15 protein-coding genes are annotated in these 24,105 nt (G+C 36.8%); 6 read left to right on the top strand and 9 right to left on the bottom strand.

Features of this window, described 5'->3' with window-relative positions; translation table 11 throughout:
* Nucleotides 1-250: 250 nt before the first annotated feature.
* From H5180_RS04935 to H5180_RS04925, 3 genes are all read right to left on the bottom strand, one after another.
* On the bottom strand, nucleotides 251-3,397 hold the full coding sequence (locus H5180_RS04935) for a DEAD/DEAH box helicase (protein WP_182757811.1): 3,147 nt from the start codon (nucleotides 3,395-3,397) through the stop codon (nucleotides 251-253).
* A gap of 412 nt (nucleotides 3,398-3,809) precedes the next feature.
* Nucleotides 3,810-4,772 carry a transcriptional regulator gene (locus H5180_RS04930; protein WP_182757810.1) on the bottom strand — a complete coding sequence of 321 codons (963 nt, stop codon included), beginning with the start codon at nucleotides 4,770-4,772 and terminating at the stop codon, nucleotides 3,810-3,812.
* Between the two features lie 15 nt (nucleotides 4,773-4,787).
* Nucleotides 4,788-6,026 (bottom strand): AAA family ATPase, encoded by a 1,239-nt coding sequence (locus H5180_RS04925; protein ID WP_145239012.1) that lies wholly within the window; start codon nucleotides 6,024-6,026, stop codon nucleotides 4,788-4,790.
* Nucleotides 6,027-6,797: 771 nt separating this feature from the next.
* Here H5180_RS04925 and H5180_RS04920 point away from each other — a divergent pair.
* Complete coding sequence (locus H5180_RS04920) at nucleotides 6,798-8,012, top strand: replication protein A (RefSeq protein ID WP_145239015.1); 1,215 nt, start codon at nucleotides 6,798-6,800, stop codon at nucleotides 8,010-8,012.
* Nucleotides 8,013-8,069: 57 nt separating this feature from the next.
* On the opposite strand, the gene H5180_RS04915 is transcribed toward H5180_RS04920, so the two are convergent.
* The gene (locus H5180_RS04915; RefSeq protein ID WP_145239018.1) at nucleotides 8,070-8,945 is read right to left on the bottom strand and encodes a DNA replication terminus site-binding protein; all 876 of its coding nucleotides are present in this window, start codon (nucleotides 8,943-8,945) and stop codon (nucleotides 8,070-8,072) included.
* Between the two features lie 1,277 nt (nucleotides 8,946-10,222).
* Between H5180_RS04915 and H5180_RS04910 the strand changes: the two genes are divergently transcribed.
* Nucleotides 10,223-11,572: a class II 3-deoxy-7-phosphoheptulonate synthase gene (locus H5180_RS04910; protein WP_145239021.1), complete on the top strand. Its 1,350-nt coding sequence runs from the start codon at nucleotides 10,223-10,225 to the stop codon at nucleotides 11,570-11,572.
* A gap of 94 nt (nucleotides 11,573-11,666) precedes the next feature.
* Here the strand turns inward: H5180_RS04910 and H5180_RS04905 are convergent, their stop codons facing one another.
* Nucleotides 11,667-12,476 carry a pyruvate, water dikinase regulatory protein gene (locus H5180_RS04905; protein ID WP_149980299.1) on the bottom strand — a complete coding sequence of 270 codons (810 nt, stop codon included), beginning with the start codon at nucleotides 12,474-12,476 and terminating at the stop codon, nucleotides 11,667-11,669.
* A gap of 154 nt (nucleotides 12,477-12,630) precedes the next feature.
* Here H5180_RS04905 and ppsA point away from each other — a divergent pair, with 154 nt between their 5' ends.
* Nucleotides 12,631-15,006: a phosphoenolpyruvate synthase gene (ppsA, locus tag H5180_RS04900; protein ID WP_149980298.1), complete on the top strand. Its 2,376-nt coding sequence runs from the start codon at nucleotides 12,631-12,633 to the stop codon at nucleotides 15,004-15,006.
* A gap of 77 nt (nucleotides 15,007-15,083) precedes the next feature.
* Here the strand turns inward: ppsA and H5180_RS04895 are convergent, their stop codons facing one another.
* On the bottom strand, nucleotides 15,084-15,293 hold the full coding sequence (locus H5180_RS04895) for a PGPGW domain-containing protein (RefSeq protein WP_145239030.1): 210 nt from the start codon (nucleotides 15,291-15,293) through the stop codon (nucleotides 15,084-15,086).
* A gap of 149 nt (nucleotides 15,294-15,442) precedes the next feature.
* Here H5180_RS04895 and H5180_RS04890 point away from each other — a divergent pair, with 149 nt between their 5' ends.
* A complete protein-coding gene (locus H5180_RS04890; RefSeq protein ID WP_182757809.1) occupies nucleotides 15,443-18,499 on the top strand; it encodes an FAD-binding and (Fe-S)-binding domain-containing protein in 3,057 nt (1,018 codons plus the stop codon).
* 55 nt (nucleotides 18,500-18,554) lie between these two features.
* Here H5180_RS04890 and H5180_RS04885 read toward each other — a convergent pair whose 3' ends face one another.
* Nucleotides 18,555-19,745: a sodium:proton antiporter gene (locus H5180_RS04885; RefSeq protein ID WP_182757808.1), complete on the bottom strand. Its 1,191-nt coding sequence runs from the start codon at nucleotides 19,743-19,745 to the stop codon at nucleotides 18,555-18,557.
* Entirely contained in the window at nucleotides 19,746-20,957 is a 1,212-nt protein-coding gene (locus H5180_RS04880) for a tyrosine-type recombinase/integrase (protein WP_149980295.1), read from the bottom strand.
* 142 nt (nucleotides 20,958-21,099) lie between these two features.
* On the opposite strand from H5180_RS04880, the gene H5180_RS04875 reads away from it, so the two are divergent.
* Nucleotides 21,100-21,663 (top strand): YSC84-related protein, encoded by a 564-nt coding sequence (locus H5180_RS04875; RefSeq protein WP_145239042.1) that lies wholly within the window; start codon nucleotides 21,100-21,102, stop codon nucleotides 21,661-21,663.
* Nucleotides 21,664-22,158: 495 nt separating this feature from the next.
* Complete coding sequence (locus H5180_RS04870; protein WP_182757807.1) at nucleotides 22,159-22,896, top strand: hypothetical protein; 738 nt, start codon at nucleotides 22,159-22,161, stop codon at nucleotides 22,894-22,896.
* A 128-nt stretch (nucleotides 22,897-23,024) separates the two neighbouring features.
* Here H5180_RS04870 and H5180_RS04865 read toward each other — a convergent pair whose 3' ends face one another.
* Nucleotides 23,025-24,071, bottom strand: coding sequence for a patatin-like phospholipase family protein (locus tag H5180_RS04865; RefSeq protein ID WP_182757806.1), 1,047 nt, complete (start codon nucleotides 24,069-24,071; stop codon nucleotides 23,025-23,027).
* Nucleotides 24,072-24,105 lie beyond the last annotated feature (34 nt).

Below are 24,105 nucleotides of genomic sequence, written 5' to 3'. Positions count from 1 at the left end.
AGTAGACGCCCTCAAACTACTTTAGTTCAAAAATAAATTTAAATTTATTGAAATAATGCAACGGCTCCCAATTGCAGGCATAAAAAAAGCCAGCTCAAAATGGGCTGGCTCAATCATTACTAAAACTAGTAACCAAATAGGGGGAAATCAACAATGATGCTTGTGTAAACTGCAATTCAACAACAAGCAAAGAAGTAGACGCCCTCACGCTAATTTAGTTCAAAATAAATCAGGCTAATTTGAAATAATGCTAACTTTTTATCAAAGAAAGCATTTGTTGTTCGTCAAACTTTGTAAAACTCATTGATTTTTCAGTAAATAATGCATCAACAAGCGCTTGCTTATGTTGTTGCATTTTAAATACTTTTTGCTCAATTGAATTCGCCATTATCAGTTTATAAACAAAAACAGGATTTGTTTGACCGATTCGATAAGCACGATCTGTCGCTTGTTTTTCTACTGCTGGATTCCACCAAGGATCGAAATGGATCACAGTGTCCGCCTGAGTAAGATTAAGCCCTGTACCGCCAGCTTTTAAACTGATCAAAAATACCGACGTTTTACCACTGGTAAATTCTTCGATCACTTTATCGCGATGGCGCGTTTGCCCTGTAAGCAGGCTGAAATTGATCTCCAATGATGCTAACTGCTGCGCAATAATATCTAATGCAGAAGTAAACTGGCTAAAAATAATAATGTGACGACCTTCGCTTAACATCACTGGTAAATGGCTACTCAACCAGTCAAGTTTTGCACTTCTAGCTGAGGTGTGTTCGTCAATCAAACGCGGGTGACAACATATTTGTCGTAACTTTAATAACGCCTCTAAAAAGGCTAATTTGCTCTTTTGCGCGCCTTGGGAAGCAAACAGGTCGACCATTTTCTCTTCTAGAGAATCAGTAATGCTTTGATAAATATCTTTTTGCTGTGCTTCGAATTCAAACTCTTTGATCAACTCTGTTTTCGGTGGTAGCTCTTGTGCTACTTCAGCTTTAGTTCGACGTAAAATAAAAGGCAAGATCAGTGATTTAAGCTCTTTAGCACGATCACTATCAGCGTCACGCTCAATCGGAGTCTGAAAATGCTGCTTAAAATGAGCCTGTGAACCAAGCAAGGAAGGCATTGCAAAATCTAACAATGATTTCAATTCAAATAAATTGTTTTCAATCGGTGTACCACTTAAACATAAGTTAAATTGAGCATTTAAACGCTTAACTAAACGAGATACTTGCGCACTGTCATTTTTTATATACTGCGCTTCATCAAGAATAATATTCTCAAAATACAACGGCGAGTAGTAAGCGATATCTCGCTTGAGTAATGGATAAGTAGTAAGAATGCAATCTGCCTGGGCTAAATGTTGTAATTGCTCAATCCGCGCGCTACCAAATAGGGTCGTCACTTTAATACTACTGGCGAATTTAGCCATTTCATTTTGCCAATTACTTACCAAGCTCGTTGGGCAGACAATTAGCGTTGGGCCGGCTTGCTCTCGTTGCCGTGCGTTAGCTAAAAATGCAATAACTTGTAAGGTTTTGCCTAATCCCATGTCGTCGGCGAGGATTCCGCCTAACTGATGGCGTTTTAAGAACTGTAGCCATTGAACGCCTTGCTGTTGATACTCGCGAAGCCGCACGCCCGCATTCAAGCCATGTAACACTGTAGTAGCAGTAGCTGATGCATCTAGCTCAGCTAAATAAGACTCTAAGCTGTCGTCGACTAAGTTAACCGCAAAACAGCTCATCTTTATTAAATGCACTAAAAATGATAAAGGTATAAGTAATTCATCGCGTGTTTTTATAAACTCAAAACGATCTTTAAAATCAGTAAGCGTATCAAAAGCTGGTTTTGTTATTACTCCAAACTGTTTACCATTTGCATAATAATAAAAAAGTTCGCTTTGACGATTAAGTGATTGAAATTCTGAATTATCGTTAGCTAATACGGTGGCAGCTTTAGCGTTTGAGATCATTATTTTACTAACAATTTGATGACCTTTACCACGTTTAACATCCAAGCTGACATTAGTGATTGATTTTTTTATCACTAGTTTTTTATCTGTTACCTTCCAACCACGCTGACGAAGTTTAGGCAAAACCTCGTATTTAAACCAATGCTGATGAATAACTGATTGTTTATTAAAAACAAACTCATTTTGTAAAGCCCCTTTACATAATTCAAAGCCTAAATTTGTGAGCTCTGTGATAACGGTATTTTCAAGCGATGCATTGAGAATATTTGCTGGTGCTGAGTTTGGAGCATAATTACCATCTTGATAGTTAAAGGTAAGCGTAAGCTTTAATTGGTTATTGCTATTACTAACATCCACAACCGCACAAGTATCTGCTACCCGTTTTATTTTTTTACGTTCAGATGATTGGTAATGAGGTATCACACCGTCACCAAAATTTGCAGCTAATTGCTTATAGACACGATCAAAATTAGCAGTATGAATGGCTGGGATCGCTCTGATATGAGCAACTTCTTCACCACTTAGTGGCGTACGTAAACGGCCTATGCGTAGTGACTCTGTATCAAGGTAAGTTGGTGGTGTGGTTTTAAGTAAGAACCAGGATTGTTTACCCGTTAAACTTACATTTAATTGAATAAGATCTTTTTTGTGTGACCACGAAAAACTCAGATCTTCAGCACTATCAGCTTTAATCGACTGACGAGAACGCCCAAAAAACAAACGCTGAGAAGCAATCAACTGCTGTAATGCGTTAAATCCCCATTGCCCTCTAAGCTCTAAATTACCAAGTGCATTTTGAGAACGGATCCAACTGTATAAACGAAAATCAGTTTCGAGTAAATCGGATGGTGTTACAAAACTATTAAGCTGCTGATCAGTAAGGTTTCTACCGAGGGTATACTGATGTTCTGCAGAGAAAGCGGCAATTTTTGGTGTTAAAATAACCCGATTGTTTTCTACATCAAGCACAAATAAAAGTACATTTTTAGCTTGTGCTGACTGGTTTTGCTTAAGTGTTGTTAGCTCTTCAAACCAATCATTCATTATATAGTCTTGGCCGTAATCACCAGAATGATCAATCTTCAGCTTTAACAATACAGCAGCCAAGTGGCGACAGTTAGTTTTGGCATTACATGAACAGTGTCGATCAACTGCAAAACCATTGGCTAACTTCTTTATCTCTATGTGTTGGGTAAAAGTACTGCCTTGATTTCCAAACACCGAGGCATCAATGACAGAGAAATCATGATTATGCTCTAACCAATTAATTTGACCATTTGCTACGTACTCTTTTGCTTTACTGAGCACATGAGGCTTAAACAGCTGTTTAATAAATCGTTCAGATAAAGGAAATTGAGTCGCTTGCTCTTGCTTGATCTCTTCAAAAATAGCGAGTAGGTCATTCTTAGATAAGTTAGCAGACATATTGCTCAGGGCAGTAAAAAATAAAAATAATTTTACCAGTATATGATTTATCGGCGTCGAGCTAAAGCATTAAAATGATTAAAAAGACTGGTTGGAGCTGATAAGTTAGTAAAAAAATGATCTCAATACAAAAACAGCTGAATTTAATAGTTAAACACAACTAACCAACAATAAACCCACAAGTTATAAACATATTGCTAATAATTAAGCGCGTTTACAGATCACATTTTTACTAAGTTATAAAAAAATAGCGGTAAGAGTGAAAAATATAGCTAATCAGTTAGTAAAAAAATGATCTATGAGCTCAATAGTAAGGTTTATTGATATTTCAGATCATTATTTTACTAACAAAACACAGTTTGGGATCAGAATTTTACTAACAAAAAAAGCCTTCAGATCAGATTTTTATTAACTAGTTAAATGCATTTAATAACTTAGTTAGCTGTTCTAAGCGCTTGTCAGTCATCACTTTATTATCAATTTTGATTGATAAATCACCACTTTTTAAATTACGTTGCAAGCTAATGTAATTATTTTCTAGTAGTGCTTCTCGCCGTTGAGTTGACTGTGGCTCAGCGGTAAGCAATTTAGTGATCGCCATTGCACGCTTATCATCACCAATTATCTCTTCTAAGCTATTATCGTGTGTCAGATGATTTACTTGCTGATTAAAACTATGCTCATCACGTTCTTTTGCTGCAATCAGTTTTTTAGCTACTTCACGGCCAACATGATTCGCTGTTGGATAAAGGGCAAGTACAGCAGCAGGAAGCTTCTCAAAGGCTTTAATTGCATCAGCAATAGCTGTATGCGATACACCTTCAATGGCGGCTACTTCACGGTAAGAGCCTTTTTTTCCCTGTGCAACTAACTCATCTTTTGTTTGTTGATATGCTTGTCCAAGTTCCCAGAGGCTAGGGGCAATATATTGGTCTGACGATACCGCTAAAATCTTAGCATCTAAATCTGTAAAATCACTCGAACTAAGAACCATGTAGTCAGCATTGCCGATTATACATGCCATACGACGACGTGAGCCGGCTAATACCAGCGTTTCATCACCTTTGTCCCAACATAGGGCGGGGTGTTGGTTACGACCATCCTCGGCTATTGCAGGGAGTATATCAGCGACAGACTTTTCATTGAGTAATACTTGAACACGACGATTTTTTGCGTACACCTTGGTGGTACTTTCTATTTCAGCATGCGGGATCACTTTGCAAACGAGTGTGATCTGACGATTAGGATCGCTTGGTGCAGGCATTTTGATCACATCGCCTGCGTTTGCTTGTTCTAGTAATTCATCAAGATTGCTATTACCAATTGAAGTAGCAAAAGGATCTAAGCTGGTGTCATTTTTACGTTTTTTAGCCATTTTTTGTTAACTACCTTACTTAGTTTCATTCAATTGAGATTGTGTTGATTGCCAGTTTGAACGGATCAGCATTTCTAATTCATCAACAACATCTTTTATATTTTCTTGAGCTCTGATCAGTGATTCTCTACTTGCTAAGCTGTCAGATGTTTTTTGATCAAAAATAGTATTGAATGACGAAGAGCTCGCTGTAATTGCCGAGCTGTGGTTAATTGGGTAACTCATTACCTGACGACCAAATGCACTGCGTACATCTTTAACGATGTCACGCTGTGAATGATTGCCTTTTACGTAATTAGTTACTAAAAATTGCATAAAGTCCCAGCCTTCATGACCTAAAGATGCAACGGTATGATAGATCTCGCCTAAACGTTTTAAATATTTGTTATTAGCATCGAAATCAACGGCCTCAGGATGCACCGGGATCAGCATTGCCGTAGATGCCATTAAAGCATTATAAAACATGAAGTTAAGAGATGGAGCTGTATCAATTAAAATGATATCGAATTGATCCTTGACCGGATCAATAACTTTTTCTAATAGTTTATGGTAATGACGGGTTTTTTCATAACTTGAACTATCTTTTAGCAACGTTGCAGTTTCATGTTCAAAGTAAAAGTCATCCATACCAGAAGGCAAAATGCGTATATTTGGGATATGCGTAGGCAAAAAAGCATTTGTAACAAGTTGCTGCCAAGTTTCATCTGGATCTAAATCAATGCAATCTCGCATTAAATCACCGACCGTGATCGGTTCAGGTTCACTGGGTGGGAAAAAACTTGATGATGACCCTTGCGGATCTAAATCAATAATACCAATACGGTAACGTTTAATGTTAGTCGTAGCTAGGGCTGCAGCAATATTTACCATACTGGTTGTTTTACCACAGCCGCCTTTTAGAGAGTTGATAACAATAACTTGTAATTTATCGTCAACATTGCGGTGATCTGGCTGAATATCCATTATATCTGCCATAGCAAATATATTTACCAAAGTGTAAGCGTAATGGCCGTTTGCACCGCGTTTGATGTTTAGCTCATCAAAATCACCATTGTCATGGCGGCGTTTTAAGGTACGATTGTTACAGCCTAACAGATCTGCTGCTGCTTTTTGAGTGTAAGTTCGAAGCTCTTTTTCTTCAGATTTTAAGTGGGCACGATAATGCTGAATACGTCCTGCTAATGATTTTTCTGCGACTTCTGCAGTTGCTTTTAAAAGCCGATAGGTGGATAGCGCATTATTATGAATTGACATACTTTATTCCTCAAAGTTAGGTATTAAGTATAATGTCCATTCAATTGACTGTAAACAACTATTTATGACGACATGGCTTTTAATAACAAGACATTTAGAATTAATTTGTAATTTTAAAATTGCTTAGTATAAATAAAGAAGTTTAAAGGTGGTTAAATATATAAGGTAGTAAAGGTTAAGGGCATAAAATACACATCTAAGTTTTTGATATATATAAATAATAGTAAAAAAAGTGGATCAGGTTTATACTTGGTTAAGATCAGATCTTTAGTAACTGACAGATCGTAATTTTACTAACTCTGAATCTGAGACTTAAGTTATGCACAGTTTGAACACAGGTTTACGCACAAAAACCTCTGTTGAGATCAGTTTTTTACTAAGATAATTAAGAACTTATCCACTTACGATCGGGATAAATAGGCTGTTCAATTAGTATAGATCTGATCTGTAGTAGGTATAGATCAGATCTATGCTAACTGATTCGATGATTATCCACAGGCATTAGTAAAAATTAGATTTATGTCGTGTATTTTTGGTTAAAAAACAAAAATACACGGACAAAAATATGCGTGAGTTAGTAAAATTTAGACTTATAACCGTAGTGTTAGTAAAAAACTGATCTGAAAATCAAGATCATTAAGGTTACTTAGTAAAATAGTGATCTGAACATATATTTTAATCCCAGATCAGTTTTGTACTAACTTAAACATTTAACTTTTTCTGTTTAATGTGTTGTTATTAGCTGTCGCAATAAAATTGGAAATAAGAACAATGAACCGAAAGGTCAACATCTCGGTAGATAACTTACCCGATACATTACGGGGTCAGATCCACGGGGTGGAAAGTGCAATAGATAACGAAAGCCTCGCATTATTTACAGACAATAAAGATGTGCGAGTTTCATTAGAAAATGCAGCGCATGGACTAAGGGCCTATTCGAATACTTTTAATCATTATGATTTGTGGGGACGTTTTGTTCGCTCAGGCCATAAAAAATTACCACTCGAAGAAGCGCCTAAAAAAACCATTATTACTCGAAAAATATCCGAAAAAGTGGATGGCATTTTGTATGATGGTGAAATTAAAATTACTCCAGCGGTAGTAAGTACCCGTAAAGACGGTGAAGATGTTGAATATTTAGTTTGGCCATCAGATCGTGAAGAAAAAGTAGAACGTGCATTAATCCGTTTAGCTTCTAAAGGTAAAATTGTTAAAATCAATTTTAAGTCCGGTATTCAATATGCCGTGGTTTTTTCGATGAACGAATTAGCGCAAGAACTTAAAGCTGTTGGGCAATCAATGCCTTACCCACAAATCAAAGAAGCATTAGAAGCACTGCAAGGTTCTAAGCTATCGTTTAAGTATTCAGCGACAGATACTAAAAATACCAATATCGATGATTCATTTTACGAATCAAATATGAACTTTCTTTCTTCTTTGCACTTTAGTGGTAAAAAAGGGCAGGGCGGTAATGTTAAATGTGTTGCGTGCTTGAATGCGTTTGTCCATAACATGATCGATAACCTTGAATACAAAGGTTACTATTTCAATAGCGCGCAAGAATTAAAGCGCGGATTATCTCGCTGGATGATGTTGCGTCTTTATCATCTTTGGCGCTATGCGGCACCAGGAAAAACATATCATTTTAGATTGTTATCTATCATGGAAAAATATGGCTCAATCTATTCAACTGACGATATCACTGAAAATAAATTAAAAGCATTGCGTCGTGATATGACCACTACGATGAAAGATCTTATCGAAAAAGGTGCTATTTCAGAATATAGCATTACTAATGTTAAAGATGATAAAACTGGCAACATTGTCGATTATACATACGAGATGCATCCTTCAGATCAGTTTTGTGATGAAATACTTACTTTGAATAAGCATAACAAACGTATTGAAATTCAAGGTGGTAAACGCATAGTTGAAAATGCAGTTTTAATCGACGAAGATAAAATTGAAGAAATAGTTAAAGATTAACTTACCGCTTAAGCTTATTCTGACTAAGGCCGCTATATAGCGGCCTTTTTAACATAATTATTTATCAACTTGTTCCAAATATAATCTATCAACAAGAAAATCATACTCTCGTTTACGCGGATGGCTTTGTGGTTTTTGATAATCTGATAACGTACCTAGTTTTACATCCGGTTCAGGGTTTATCAAAATAAAAGGTAGTGCGGCACTAACATGATAACGATTTTGCGCGGTGTATCTCACATTTACTTGTGGGCTAACGCGGGTGGGGCGTCTTATTCGTAACTTATCTTTATCTCCTAAACTAGCGACACGTAATTGTTCTTGAGCAACGAGTGTTTGCCAACTGAGTTGATCTATCATTCTAGGATTGGAATAACCGGCTGATTTTTCGAGCATGGCTAGTGCCATCTTTTTTGTCAGTGTTTTAGTCGCGTGTTTGTGCATCCAGGTAAAACGAACTGAAAAAGGGGAGTTTACTTCAAAATGAATTTTACGGTACGCGGCGAGTGTTATTAAATTTGGTATCGCATTATGAACCGCTTCAAAGCGAGCATCATTATTATCAATGGCTAGAATACATTCTTTAAATGCAGCTTTAGCTTTATTTAATTGTTGAATTCGAGCAACAAGTTGTTTTTGATCCGCATTTTTTATTACCAGTAACCCAGGGTGACGTTTTAAAACACGACTACTTAAGCCTGATTTTTTATAGATATCGTTAAATGAATTTAAAATCAACTTTTGGCCCGTAGCACCTGTAATTTTCGTAACATTGATCGATTGAGGGACTATCTTTTCATCGTTACTATCAATATCAGGCAATTGATAATAATCAGCCTTTGAATAATCGCATTGCATTAAATCATCAATAAAGTGATTAGTTAAATCACTAAGTAAATCGAACTGACTGCGAATTTGTACTTTAGTTACCATAAGAACACATCATACAATATAGATGATAATAGTCTACCATAGCCGCAGTTAAACTAAAAACAAAGCAGCGCACAACCACTTGTTTATTTATTGTTTATTTATTGTTTAATTTTACTCGATGCAAAATATATATTATAAATCAATGAAAGTATGATGTGTTCTTTGTTCCTTGGTAAAGATCTTATAACGAACAGGTTGCTAGTTTTCTAACTTAAAAGTTCGATCATCTCTAAATAAGTATGTTTAAATATTGCCTTTGAGCTGATGATTAAGTACATCATGTTGCTGCAATTGTATAATCTCCGATGCGATTTAAGTAAAAGCTGTGTAATTAAAGGGGGAGGACTAACTCTATTGTAGTTTTCAGTTGCCAATGGATACTGGTATATCAATGCAATAATTTACGGGAGTTTATTGATGTGACTAATTCTATAAATTACTCTTAGGCAGACTATTTCAATTTTACTTCAGGGGATTATCTAATTTGAAACAGCTTACAAATTATCAGTCGTGCAGTTACAGTGAGTAAGTTGATGGCTGTAAGCACAAAGATAAACAGCGCATAAAGACTTTATAACATTAAGCTTAAGCAAACGTCGATATAGTTAAAGAGCTGAACTACAGTGATAACAAGCTGCTAAATCTATCTAGTTCAAATCAGACATTATAAAAATGTTGTATGAACGCTGATAAGTAGACCAATAAGATGTATAGGTGTTGGAGTCAAAATCAGCGCTCGAATTTTACAATTACATACTATTGCTTAATTAAATTGCAGTATCATTTAGGCTTGAATTGACAACTATCAGTAGTTTGAGATACGTGCCAACATGAATCAAACAAGCTAGTAACAAGCGGCATCAGGCAAACTGAATTTCATTTAATTTAGCTATACCTCTGTATTACTCAGCACCCTTAGCACATATTTTAAACTTCAGCCATTTGATATAAAAAATAATCTAATTTTAACTGTAAAGTTAAGGTTACGTAGGATTGCAATATAAGTATGATGTGTTCTTATTTTTAGTTGTAGAGTAGGCACTTGATTAATTTACTACGGTCTCGCTGTATTATTTAATTTTATGTTTTATATTAATAAGTTAAACAATACCCTGTGCATATTTTAAAAAATAAAAAGGTGGCAGAACAGTGCAAATCATCAATAATATTTATCTCATAACTAAATAATTGATAATTAGCGAATATAGTCCTTGAACAGGGGCACTGCATACGTTAATTTTCATCTATCAGGTAAATGTAGGAATGAGGAAATTAATATGCAGTCGTGGAACCCAAATAGCTGGAGAGAGCTCCCAATACTTCAGCAGCCACAGTATCCAGATCAAGAAGCACTGAAAACTGTTGAAGGCCAATTAAAGAGTGCACCGCCACTGGTCTTCGCAGAAGAGACCCGTAGTTTATTTAAACAACTAGAAGACGTTTGTGAAGGCCGTGCCTTCTTACTTCAAGGTGGTGATTGTGCTGAATCATTTAGTGACTTTAATGCCGCTAATATTCGTGACACATTTAAAACAATATTACAGATGGCAGTCGTACTAACTTATGGCGGTAAATGCCCTGTAGTTAAGATTGCGCGCATGGCAGGGCAATATGCTAAACCACGCTCAGCAGATTTAGAAACCATTGATGGGGTATCTTTACCTTCATACCGTGGTGATATCGTAAATAATTTTGAGTTTACTGAACAAGCGCGTATTCCCGATCCACAACGCTTAATGACGGCTTATCATCACAGTGCAGCAACATTAAATTTATTACGCGCATTTGCACAAGGTGGACTTGCAGATTTACATCAGGTAAATCGCTGGAACATGGGTTTTGTTGCCGCAAACCCACTTAAAGAAAAATACCAACAACTTGCGGATAAGATTCAAGATGCGCTTGAGTTTATGGAAGTGTGCGGTATTAACTCAACAATTGCACCAAGCCTTAAAGAGACTGATTTATACACCTCTCATGAAGCGTTATTACTGGGGTATGAAGAAGCGCTTACTCGCCGTGATCATCTATCTGGCGATTGGTATGACTGCTCAGCACATTTTGTTTGGATTGGTGAACGTACTCGCCAACTTGATCATGCACATATCGAATTCTTTAAAGGTATTAAAAATCCAATTGGGGTAAAAGTTGGCCCAGGAATGGATCCTGACGACTTAATTCGTTTAATTGATGCGCTTAATCCAGATAACATCCCTGGGCGCTTAACATTAATTACACGTATGGGTGCTGATGTACTTCCTGAAAAGTTGCCGGCCTTAGTACGTCGCGTTCAACAAGAAGGCCGTAAAGTAATTTGGAGTTCTGATCCAATGCACGGAAATACTGAAAAAGCGACATCAGGGTATAAAACCCGAAGCTTTGACAATATTTTGCGTGAGATCAGCCAGTTCTTCGCAGTTCATAAAGCTGAGGGCTCGTATGCAGGTGGTGTTCATTTAGAAATGACTGGCCAACATGTTACAGAGTGTACTGGTGGTGCTTACGGATTATCTGATGACGATCTAGCACAGCGTTATCGCACACAGTGTGACCCACGTTTAAATGCTGATCAGGTATTAGAACTTGGCTTCTTAGTTGCAGATTTATTAAAAGACGCACGTAAGTAGAGTTAGTCCAAAAAATCAAAAGCCGCAGATGCGGCTTTTTTAATGTCCGATATTATTTTTATACCTTGTGGAACTATAATTAGCTATATTGAAGTTAGTACTTACGTCGCTCAAGGTTAGTATCAGAAATGATCTTAGCAGAAATTTCTTCTACAGAGTGATGGGTCGAATTTAAATACGCCAGCTTATGTTTTTTATACAGCATTTCAACTTCGCGTACTTCGATTCGACATTGCTTAAGTGATGCGTATTTTGAATTAGCCATACGGCGTTGGCGAATATCAGCCAACCTGACTGGATCAATCGTTAAACCAAACAGCTTATGCTTATAGGCTACTAAGCACTGTGGTAAGTTACCCGAATCTAAATCTTCTTCAGTGATAGGGTAATTAGCTGCTTTAATACCATACTGTAGCGCTAAATATAAACTAGTTGGCGTTTTACCACTGCGGCTTACGCCGACCAAAATTATATCGGCTTCAGCATAGTTACTAATATTAGCGCCGTCATCATTAGTAAGCGCATAGTTCACGGCATCAATTCTAAAGTCATAACTTTTTTCATGCATTGAATGAGTACGATGAATTTTAGGCACAGGCGCTACTTTTAGTTCTTGCTCAATTTTCTCACTAAATGTAGTTAAGAAATCATAAGTAACGGCGGTCGATGAGCGAATAATTTCACTTAAATTGTGATTAACAAAAGTAAAAAAAACCAATGGCTTTTCGCCTTCGCGTTGTGCCGTTGCATTGATCAATGCTTTTATTTCGTTCGCTTTTTTTTCAGTTTCAACAAAAGGGATAGTTTTATGATTAAATTCAACGGGAAATAATGACAAAGTGGCGTGGCCAAATACTTCAGAAGTGATAGCTGTACCGTCAGAAATATAAAATGCAGTTCTCATATTAACCTTTTTATTACGTTTAATAGTTAAAATAGCCACCCTACGGTTTACGTAAGGTCTATTGCCAGTGTAGAATGAAGGTGACCTTTTTAGAAGGTTTTCTTTCTTAACTCTCACAGTTATTACTACAATTTGTTTTTTTGGAGAAAGATCCGTGCAAGAATACGTTCTCTGGTATCAAGAGCTTGGTATGCAAGATGTTCCTCGTGTTGGCGGCAAAAATGCCTCACTCGGCGAAATGATTTCTAACCTAGCAAACGCTGGTGTACAAGTCCCAGGTGGTTTTGCTACTACCGCAGACGCATTTAATGAGTTTCTTGAGCAATCAGGACTAAATGCAAAGATCCACGACATTTTAGACACACTGGACGTGGAAGATGTAAATACACTAGCAAAAGTCGGCGCTGATATTCGTCAGTGGATTATCGACACCCCATTCCAACCTAATTTAGACCAAGCCATTCGCGACGCATACAGCCAACTCCACGGCAATGCAGCAGACGATGTTTCATTCGCAGTACGTTCATCAGCAACAGCTGAAGATATGCCTGATGCATCATTCGCAGGTCAACAAGAAACCTTCCTAAATGTACGTGGTATCGACTCAGTAATGGTCGCCATCAAGCATGTGTTCGCATCGCTTTTCAATGACCGTGCCATTTCATACCGTGTTCACCAGGGTTATGATCATCGCGGCGTAGCATTATCTGCGGGTATTCAACGCATGGTACGTTCTGATAAGTCATCGTCTGGCGTTATGTTCAGTATTGATACTGAATCAGGTTTCGAAGATGTCGTGTTTATCACCTCAAGTTATGGTCTAGGTGAAATGGTTGTACAGGGCGCAGTAAACCCTGATGAATTTTATGTTCATAAACCAACACTTGCTAAAGGTAAGCCATCTGTAGTGCGCCGTAATATTGGCTCAAAAGCGATTCAAATGATTTACTCTGCCGATCAAGCGCATGGTAAACAAGTAGAAATCGTAGATGTAGATGCAGCCCTTTCAAATAAATTCTCAATTACCGATGCCGAAGTTCAAGAGCTTGCAAAGCAAGCTGTGATCATCGAAAAACATTATGGCCGCGCGATGGATATCGAGTGGGCAAAAGACGGTAATGACGGCAAGCTATACATTGTACAAGCTCGCCCTGAAACAGTTCGTTCAAACGAAGATACGAATGTTATGGAGCGTTTTCAACTAAATGGCAGCAGTGCTGTTGTCGTTGAAGGACGTGCCATCGGTCATAAAATTGGCTCAGGTGTTGTTCGTGTACTTGATTCGATTAAAGAAATGGATCAAGTTCAACAAGGTGACATTTTAGTAACCGACATGACTGATCCAGATTGGGAACCTATCATGAAACGTGCTGCAGCGATTGTAACTAATCGTGGTGGTCGTACATGTCACGCGGCAATTATTGCCCGTGAGTTAGGTATTCCAGCAGTTGTAGGCTGTGGTAATGCAACTGACCTAATTAAAGCAGGCCAAGAAGTAACCGTATCATGTGCTGAAGGCGACACTGGCTTTATTTATGAAGGTATTTTAGATTTTGAAATCCTCACTTCACGTGTCGATAAAATGCCTGAACTACCAATGAAAATCATGATGAACGTTGGTAACCCAGATCGTGCATTTGATTTTGCACGCTTACCACACTCAGGTGTTGGTCTTGCGCGCGTTGAATTTATTATCAACCGTATGATTGGTGTGCATCCTAAAGCATTGCTAAATTTTGATGCTCAAACAGATGAGTTAAAAGCTGAAATCACACAGATGATTGCAGGTTATGAATCACCGGTTGAATTCTATATTGCTAAATTAGTTGAAGGTATTTCGACCTTAGGCTGTGCATTTGCACCAGAGCGTGTAATTGTTCGTATGTCTGATTTTAAATCAAATGAATATGCTAACTTAGTTGGCGGACAACAATACGAGCCTGAAGAAGAAAACCCAATGATTGGTTTCCGTGGCGCAGCACGTTATATTTCGGAAGATTTCCGTGACTGTTTCGCACTAGAGTGTGAAGCAATCAAACGTGTTCGTAACGACATGGATATGGCCAACATTGAAATCATGATCCCATTCGTACGTACCCTTGAAGAAGGTAAACGTGTTATTGAATTACTTGAAGAACATGGTCTTAAACGTGGCGAAAATGGCTTAAAAGTAATCATGATGTGTGAACTTCCATCAAATGCATTACTTGCTGATGAATTTTTAGAACATTTTGATGGCTTTTCAATCGGTTCAAACGATTTAACGCAACTTACGCTTGGTTTAGACCGTGACTCAGGATTAATTGCCCATTTATTTGATGAGCGTAACCCTGCAATCAAAAAACTACTTTCTATGGCAATTCAAACTGCCAAAGCAAAAGGAAAGTATGTTGGTATTTGTGGTCAAGGTCCATCAGATCATGAAGACTTTGCTGCGTGGTTAGTAGAGCAGGGAATTGATTCTGTTTCACTAAACCCAGATACAGTACTTGAAACTTGGTTATACCTTGCTAAAAAATTAGCAAAATAATCGTTAAAGTATAAAAAATGCCAGCGTTATTGCTGGCATTTTTGTTTACTCAATATGTTATAGCCTATTTATAACTTTTATCGGGCTAACTTCTTATCTAAGAACGCGCAAGATTTTGTCAGCGCTTTTTGGCAAATTGCTAAATAATGGCGTGCTTTAGGGTAATAAAAAGAGAAACACATAAGCCCTGCAATAAAAAAGATCAAAGAAGGGCCTGGTACAATAGCAAAAAATAATCCCAGCAACATAAATAAACTGCCGACTAAAACTAATACACATTTTTTCATTTCAATTCCCTCGCAATTAAGCATCTACTATGAGTATAAGTAATCACAGTCTTTTTACGATAAAAAGAGTGTTACAAACTGTAAAATCTTCAATTTCTATTGCTCTTTAGCATGATATAATCGAACAAATGCCTTAATTTACTACCGTCATGATAGCAACTATTAGCCAACAAGATGCCGCGACCGATTTAGTCGCAAGTTACTTAAAAACTATAATTAAACAAGGGTTTACTGGCGACACTGATGCAAGTTATGCCACTCGTATAACTGCATCAACTGATAACAGTATTTACCAGCAGTTACCGCAAAGTGTTATTTTTCCTAAAACTGAAAAAGATATTCAAATTGCTCTGCAAACTGCTGCACAAGACCCTTATCTATCGCTGACTTTTGGACCTCGCGGCGGTGGTACAGGCACCAACGGTCAATCATTAACTCCCGGGATCGTAGTCGATTTATCACGTTATATGCGAGAAATCCTCGAAATTAATCCTGAAGAAGGTTGGGTTAGAGTGCAAACGGGCGTGATTAAAGATCAACTAAATGATTTTTTACGCCCTTATGGATTTTTCTTTGCACCTGATTTATCAACGAGTAATCGCGCAACAATCGGCGGAATGGTTAATACCGATGCATCAGGACAAGGCTCACTGGTGTATGGTAAAACTAGCGCTCATGTTTTAGGACTTACCACTTATTTAGTCGATGGCACACAAATGTCAACGACACCAATAGACATTGACAAAGCCAAACTAATTGCCGAACAAAACACTACAATCGGTAAACTGTACGCAACAGTGCTTGATATTTGTTTGTCTGAGCGGGATGCAATTTTAGCCAAGTTTCCACGTTTAAATCGCTTTTTAACCGGATATGACTTAGAACATGTGCTAAGTGATGACTTACAAACCTTTGATATGAGTAGGCTAATAACTGGCTCAGAAGGTTCGCTTGGTATTGTTACTGAGGCTAAATTAAACATCACACCTATTGCTGAATTCAAAACCTTAATCAACATCAAGTATGATAGCTTTGATTCGGCACTGCGGCATTCACCATTTTTGGTCGATGCCCGTGCTACCTCAGTTGAAACCGTTGACAGCAAAGTTTTAAATCTTGCACGTGAAGATATAATTTGGCATTCAGTATCGGACTTAATAACCGATGTGCCAAATAAAGATATGCAAGGGCTTAACATGGTTGAGTTTAATGCTGTATCGCCTGATGACATAAAAGACAAAGTTGAGTCGCTATGTGCATTACTCGATGATTGCGTTGCACAACAAAAAAACGGCGTAATTGGTTATCAACTTACCAGCAGTAAGACTGATATTTTAAAAATTTATGCCATGCGTAAAAAATCAGTTGGCTTGTTGGGTAATGTTAAAGGCGCACAAAAACCTTTGGCGTTTGCTGAAGACACCGCCGTACCACCTGAGAATCTTGCAGATTATATTGTTGAATTTAGAGCTTTGCTCGATAGCCATAATTTACAATATGGCATGTTTGGTCATGTTGATGCCGGTGTATTACATGTTAGACCGGCACTTGATATGTGTGATCCCGAACAAGAAAAATTACTGCGAGTGATCTCTGATGAAGTTGTTAAACTCACAGCTAAATACGGTGGTTTAATGTGGGGCGAGCACGGCAAAGGGTATAGAAGTGAATATGGCCCTGAGTTTTTTGGTGAGCATTTATTTAAGCAATTACGACTTATAAAATCAGCTTTTGATCCTAACAATAGGATTAATCCCGGAAAAATATGTACTCCGATTGAAAGTAAGGACTCACTAGTCAGTGTTGACGGTCAAAAGCGTGCGTGGTTCGACAGACAAATTTCGGTTGATGTTAAAACTAGTTTTAATAATGCAATGACATGCAATGGTAATGGTATTTGCTTTAACTATGATGAAAACTCTCCTATGTGCCCATCATATAAAGTAACCGGTGATCGTCGTAATTCACCTAAAGGTCGCGCAAGTTTAATGCGCGAATGGCTGCGTTTACAAGAAGCAAAAGAGATTGATTTAATTGAGGTTGAAAAAGAACTTAACAAAGGTGAAGTGATCACCTGGTGGGAACGTTTTCAACATAGCCGCGATAAAAAGAAAGGCGTATATGATTTTTCTCATGAAGTTAAAGCCTCAATGGATGAGTGTTTAGCGTGTAAAGCATGTACCACAGCGTGCCCAATAAAAGTTGATGTACCGACTTTTAGATCACGTTTTTTAAATTATTATCACAGTTACTACGCCCGCCCACTTAAAGATTATCTAGTTGGTAATATTGAAGCCAGTGCACCATTAATGGCCAAATTTTCAAATGTAATAAACCCAATTGTAAAAACTAAATTAGTCAGCTCATTAATAAAAAAATCTGTTGGCTATGTTGATACACCCGTGCTTAGTTCACCACGTTTAACAAAACGGATTAATAAAACACACGAATTTAATTTTGCACAACTTTCAGGCTTATCTCCCGAGCAACAAAGTGAGTATGTACTAATTGTGCAAGATCCGTTTACCAGTTTTTATGAAGCTGAGCTGGTAGAAAGTTTTATAAAAATAATTTCCGCACTAGGTAAGAAGCCAATACTGTTACCGTTTAAGCCAAATGGAAAACCGCAACACGTTAAAGGTTTTTTAAATGAATTTAAGATCACAGCAAAAAATGCAGCAACATTTTTAAATTCATTATCTGAAATAAATGCACCACTTGTAGGTTTAGATGCATCATTAGTAATGTGTTATCGGGATGAATATAATTCTATTTTAGGTGATGAACGTGGTGAATTTGAAGTGCTACTTGCTCATGAATGGTTAGCAACACAATCTTTTAAATCATTAGCTAACAAAGTTGATAGCAATATAACATTTACGTTATTAAGTCATTGTACTGAAACAACCGCTTTACCAAAAGCGGCGAATGTATGGCAAACAATTTTTACTGACTTAGGCCTAAAACTTAATACAACAGCAACAGGGTGTTGCGGTATGGCAGGTACATATGGACATGAAGCGCAAAACCAAAAAAATTCTCGAGCATTATATGAAATGAGTTGGCAAGGTGTTGTAGAGAAAAATAAACCTGAGCAATTATTAGCAACCGGTTTTTCTTGTCGTAGCCAAGTTAAACGCTATGAAAAATTCAAACCAAAACACCCAATAGAACTACTAGCAGATAAGCTAAGCAATAACATTTAATATAAAAATGCCGCACGCTTTTAAAAAGGAATGCGGCATTTTTTATATCGTTTTTTTATTTTAAATAACTATCAGCAATAGGCTTGGTGCTCATACCATGAATAAAAACACTAAATAAAATAGTTGTCATAGCAATCGTAGCTATAAGGTATTTATTTTCGATGCCGCTATCGATCACCATTAAAGTAAATACAATAGATGCTAAGCCTCTCGGGCCAAACCAAGCAAAAGTAAAACGTTCTTTCATTTTTAATTTAGTAAATTGTAGTGACAACATCACAGGGATAATTCGAATAAGCGTTGTACTCAGTAGTGCAAATACAGCAAGTGCCCATGATAATTCTGGCAAAACTAAATAGCTGCACACAAAACCAAATAAACACCAGATCAACAAACCAGTAAAGTCCGCGATGTGTTCACTATCTTCAACGAGTTTTAAGCGTAAAGCCTGATCTGTAAATCTATCAAAAAATAATCCAGCAACAAACACCGCAATAAAACCACTGCTATGTAAACTTTGTGCGATTGAAAAAATGGCCATTGCCATACCAACCACTAAAAATGGGCTACTATTATTTGAAAAATAATGACGTTGCATGGCAAATTTAATCGCGGGAATGATCAATCCCATCGCAGCAACTGCAACCAGAATAGCCACACCTAATTCACGCGCAAAAACAATGACCGTCTCAAAAACCGAAAATGTAGATGCAGGCTCTTTTGCTAACAACATCAAGACTAAAAATATTGGCACACATAAACCATCGTTTAAACCACTTTCAGTATTGATCCCTTCACGAATTTTTTCAGGCACCGCGCTGCTATTTAATAATCCTTTACTAAGCGCTGCATCTGTCGGCGTTAATATTATTGCAACTAGTGCAGCTTGAATAAGTGTTAGCTGGGTAAACATTAAACTCGCAATAATAATTCCAGCAAACAAGGTAAGTGGTAAAGCAATAAAAAGTAATAGGCTAGGGTATTGAAAACTGTGTTTTAAAACCATCAGTTTGGTTTTTGCCGCATCAGTAAATAAAAATATGCTCAGTGTTAATTCTATTAAAGGTAATAAGTGATCTAAGTCTCTGGTTAAATATGCCGTTTTACTTGGTAGCATAAACCCGATCAACGCACCGATAATAACAAAAAACATAGGTCCGGTAATTTCAGCTCGCTCTAATTGATGCATAGATAATGAATAAATTAAAAAGGCTAAACCCACTGCAGCTAATACAACATATTCCATTTAGATTTTCCTTTTAAGTCCAGATTTTGCTCGTTCTTTGATATTTGTCTGAATATATATTTGATCGGTGGTGGCAATTTTTGCATGTCCTAAATCTTCTGATAAATGTTTTAAAGGGCGAGTTTGTGCATCATGCGTAGCACCAGTATGTCTGAGCCAATGCGCTGTTGCCGATTCTAGTTGCTCGGCATCATCAGTAAAGCCATCATCAAGTAAAGATTGTTTGGCTAAATCAAAACTTTGTTGAACTAAGCGACGAATTTGTCGAACGGTCATTCCGCCTTGACCACGAATTTTATGCACCAATGGATCAGATTCATCAACGCGGGGCAGGGCTGGTAAACCTCGGTACAACCTATAACGTTTTAAATAAGTTACAAAATCTTCACTGAGTGTGACATCACGTAATTTATTTCCTTTACCCATAATTCTTAAAAACCAAAAGCCATCATTATCTTGCCAAAAATGAGACATAACAGGCGACCATTGTGGTCGCTCTGATAGTTCAGAGATCCGTAAATAAAGACCTTTTAAACACGCTAAGGTAAATAAATTTCTTTCAAGATCAGGTTGTTGCTCACACTTATCACGTGTGACACCAAATACATATTCCCATTGAATATCACTCAAGGTATCAGGAATTTTTATTTGTGATTGCACAACTAAATAAGGGCTATTCTTTTTTACAACCGGTACAAAGTTAGCAAAGGTTTTTTCTTCTAAAATAGCAAACTTGTAAAATACATTTAAAGCAGTAAACATGGCAGCTAATGTTTGTTGGCTAGCAATAGATTCTTTGAGCATAAAAGGGCGCCAATTTTCGTTTAATCTACGGATCCCTTGCTCATCTTTATAGCGCCACTGCACTGAAGTCATCGCCCAGCTTTTATCGGGTTCGACCATAAAATCGACATAGGCTTCTATGTCTTCACGTTTTAATTCAAATACTGATTTTTCTGCGACTAACCAAGACCATAGGTAAAAGCGTTCGAGTTCGTTCCGAAAACGATTATAGGTCGCTTCTGATTTTCGACCATAAACATATAAAAATTGATACAAAAATACTAATTCTTGCTTAGATTCAGCGACAGTCAAGCCAACTTGCTGTATAAAGGTGGCAAGTTCTGGGTATTCTGATTGCATTGTATCATCTTCAAGATGGGCAATTTGATACCGTAATTGTTTTAATGTATCGACCAAAGCAACAAGCATAATATAGTTATTTCTAATAAAATAAAGTAGTTACAGTTTAACTTTAAAGTCCGATACTGTCTAGTATTGGACTTAGTGAATGATTATATTGTTAAGCTAATCAGATAATACCAAAGCAATGTTGCTGGTTTAAGGAAGGCATATGAAAAAGTTAATAGTTTTAAGTTTAGTTGCACTAACATTAGTCCTGTCTGGTTGTGCTACAACAGGTAGTGCTTCTCCAACTGAAAAGCGTAATCTAGTGCAAAATATGCGAGCAGATACACTCAGTAAATTATACAAAGAAAAACCAGATGTTAAAGAGCAAATTAAAAATGCCGCTGGTTATGCAGTATTTGATAATGCTAATGTCAATGTTGTTTTAGCCAGCTTTGGTGGCGGCTATGGTGTGGTTAAAAATAATTTGACGGGTAAATCCACTTATATGAATATGGGTGAAGCTGGTTTAGGACTTGGTTTAGGTGTTAAAGACTTTAACGTTGTAATGGTTTTTCATAATCAAGCTGCGTTAAATCGTTTTATTGAAAATGGTTGGGCCTTCGGTGGCAATGCCGATGCAGCGGCAAAATACCAAGATAAAGGCGGTGCACTTGTTGCCGAAGCCATTGCAGATCAAGTAACTGTTTATTCATTAACCGAAAATGGCCTTGCATTACAAGCTGTACTAAAAGGCACTAAATTCTGGGTAGATTCTGAGCTAAATTAAGCCAGTAAAACCCTGCTAAAAGTGGGCTAGTTTGTATAATTACGCCCACTTTAATTTACTTTACGCTATTTAACATAAGATAGATTATAGGCTATCAGCCATCAGCCATCAGCCATCAGCCAAAAAATAATCGATCGTTTAAGGTTTTCAACTAATTTCAGTTTAATTTTTTATAATTAAACTTTTACCGAGTGCGTCAGTTATTAGCTAACTTTAATAATTCGCTTAGCCTATTTTCTTCTACTTACTCATTGATAGATTGTAGAATTTTCTATCACGACCACATAATGCCACCACTGTGGGGAAAAGTTAAACCATCAGATCTTCAACTCGTATACCGATATAAATGGTCAACAAAGGAACATGATAGCATGTAAAAGACACTTAATGAGCAAAATAAAACTCAAGATATGTATTTATCTGACCTACAAAGTCAACTTTTAGATATAATCGGAGATATATCTTCGAAGACTGGAAGCTAAAAAGGAGTCGTATATGTCAAAGAAACATTTATATGAATATAAAGGAAATGGGTGTGACCATTGTGGTAAGTCAATATCGGATGTGCTTAAAAGATATAAAACTCTCAACCGTATGTTTGAATTTCATCACATAAATCCTGAATTAAAAGCATCAAATTATAAAAATTTAATCGAGCAAAAGCTTTATACTCTTCAACTCAAAGAATTAGATAAATGTGTTTTAATATGTACTGAATGCCACAAAATTATACATGCACAAAATGAAAAAGTTGATTTAAATATAAAGCTTGAAATCGATAATCGGATTATTTCAAAAAACATATCTGGCTGGATAATTACAGATCACATTGAAATGACTAAAAAATTTATATCTAATGATGTTCATTTACTTAGGCCGTATTTATTTAAGAATGATATCACTGAAAGAATAGTCTTTTCCTTTGAAATCATTGACGACTTAAATATTCTCTTTAAAGAAATAAAAAACCTAAAAGATAATTCTGAATTCTGTATTTATAGTTTTAACAATGGTTGTGAAGTTTTAAAAGCAAAACGGTCTGGTAAAAGAATTGAGCTTGATATTAGTTGTCTTTTTAGAGAGTTCTCTATTGACCCAAATAATCTTAAGCGTAAAGATTGTTTCTGGGTTCGGGGTGGTTTTTATTTAGATTATAATGGAAATATCTTTAATGATGTTACTTTTCATATAGAGGCTGATATTGATAAGTTACACCTTTCAGATGATATGTAGATTTACATTTTGAGTTGAATATAAATAACTAATTCATTGTTAAAAAAGGGCTTTCTGCCCTTTTATTTCATATTTTGTACCGGAAATTATAAATCAATAGTCTAAAATATTTTCTCACTTTAGAAACATCAATTAATTATCTTCAAATCAATTTTCTGGTTTGATAGGTTTTGATCAAACGCGTCAGCTAATTTTTCGGTTTCACTAAACACGGTTCGCCAGTATTTGATTCGGGTGTCGGCATCGAGATCAGTAAAGTCGGTGCGGTCTGGGATTTTTCCATAAGGTAAGCTGGCGATGAATTGTTTTGATGGGGTGATCATTACCACGTTGTCGTAGTTTTGTGACGTGACTTTACGTTTTAAATTTTTATCAAACCACCCTGCTTTTGGTTCGCTATTAAAATGCGGGTATAAAATTAAACCTGGGTTGTTAATTTTTAAATCAAAATGGTAATCAACAATACCACCATCGCGATACATGCCTGCAGGCGCGCCGGCAATATTTTTTATACCTTGCATTACTAGCGGTATTGATCCCGATGCCAGTAACGCATCTTTTAAATTGTCAGTGGTTAAATCTATATGTGTGGTTTTAAATTTATAACTGTCTTTAACTGCCAATTCACTGTTGGGCGCTTGAAAAATAACGCGTTCGTATTGGGTTGTTAAAAATCGTCTGTTTACACGATTGCTTAAATAGCTTTTGGTAAGTCCGAGTAACTGCAATGCTTTTAGTTCACTCGCTACTAAGCCATTGGATTTTGCGACAATAAAATGTGATTTAAAAACCGGGTTATTGATTATTTCTGTAACTCCATTATTACCAAAAACATCTTCTAGTAAAGCACGAGCTTTGGTTGTTATTTCTTGCGGTGTTGGTTTGTTATTTGAGTAGCGCGTTTCACTGTATGATTTTGCTAACCGCGTAATGGCCGCAACGGGATCATTTTGTGAAAAACATGCAGATCTGAATGCTCCAGCTGATGATCCAATTAAATTGAGTTGCGATGATCGGTTTTTAAAAAATTCACCAAAAATATATCTATCTAAACCAAATAATGTAAACCATTTAGGACCGCCACTTGCACCTAAAAAAGAGGTGAAAAGTTCAGGTTTAAAGCCCTGTTCGTTAATAATTTTAGCCGCTGTTTTCCCTGCGTGAATCTCGATCATCTAAAAATTGTGCCTTTTATTTTGGTTGCTTTAG

This window comes from Pseudoalteromonas sp. SR41-4 (assembly GCF_014163985.1).
Lineage (GTDB): Bacteria > Pseudomonadota > Gammaproteobacteria > Enterobacterales > Alteromonadaceae > Pseudoalteromonas > Pseudoalteromonas rhizosphaerae.
Note: the sequence above shows the minus strand (reverse complement) of the source record. Positions and strands in the feature narration are given on the sequence as shown.

What these genes read in the sequence shown, in the direction of transcription:
- H5180_RS04915 (WP_145239018.1), bottom strand. Translation starts at nt 8,945, where the DNA reads ATGGTAACTAAAGTACAAATTCGCAGTCAGTTCGATTTACTTAGTGAT.
- H5180_RS04925 (WP_145239012.1), bottom strand. Translation starts at nt 6,026, where the DNA reads ATGTCAATTCATAATAATGCGCTATCCACCTATCGGCTTTTAAAAGCA.
- H5180_RS04920 (WP_145239015.1), top strand. Translation starts at nt 6,798, where the DNA reads ATGAACCGAAAGGTCAACATCTCGGTAGATAACTTACCCGATACATTA.
- H5180_RS04905 (WP_149980299.1), bottom strand. Translation starts at nt 12,476, where the DNA reads ATGAGAACTGCATTTTATATTTCTGACGGTACAGCTATCACTTCTGAA.
- H5180_RS04865 (WP_182757806.1), bottom strand. Translation starts at nt 24,071, where the DNA reads ATGATCGAGATTCACGCAGGGAAAACAGCGGCTAAAATTATTAACGAA.
- H5180_RS04875 (WP_145239042.1), top strand. Translation starts at nt 21,100, where the DNA reads ATGAAAAAGTTAATAGTTTTAAGTTTAGTTGCACTAACATTAGTCCTG.
- H5180_RS04890 (WP_182757809.1), top strand. Translation starts at nt 15,443, where the DNA reads ATGATAGCAACTATTAGCCAACAAGATGCCGCGACCGATTTAGTCGCA.
- H5180_RS04895 (WP_145239030.1), bottom strand. Translation starts at nt 15,293, where the DNA reads ATGAAAAAATGTGTATTAGTTTTAGTCGGCAGTTTATTTATGTTGCTG.
- H5180_RS04910 (WP_145239021.1), top strand. Translation starts at nt 10,223, where the DNA reads ATGCAGTCGTGGAACCCAAATAGCTGGAGAGAGCTCCCAATACTTCAG.
- H5180_RS04885 (WP_182757808.1), bottom strand. Translation starts at nt 19,745, where the DNA reads ATGGAATATGTTGTATTAGCTGCAGTGGGTTTAGCCTTTTTAATTTAT.
- H5180_RS04870 (WP_182757807.1), top strand. Translation starts at nt 22,159, where the DNA reads ATGTCAAAGAAACATTTATATGAATATAAAGGAAATGGGTGTGACCAT.
- H5180_RS04880 (WP_149980295.1), bottom strand. Translation starts at nt 20,957, where the DNA reads ATGCTTGTTGCTTTGGTCGATACATTAAAACAATTACGGTATCAAATT.
- H5180_RS04935 (WP_182757811.1), bottom strand. Translation starts at nt 3,397, where the DNA reads ATGTCTGCTAACTTATCTAAGAATGACCTACTCGCTATTTTTGAAGAG.
- H5180_RS04930 (WP_182757810.1), bottom strand. Translation starts at nt 4,772, where the DNA reads ATGGCTAAAAAACGTAAAAATGACACCAGCTTAGATCCTTTTGCTACT.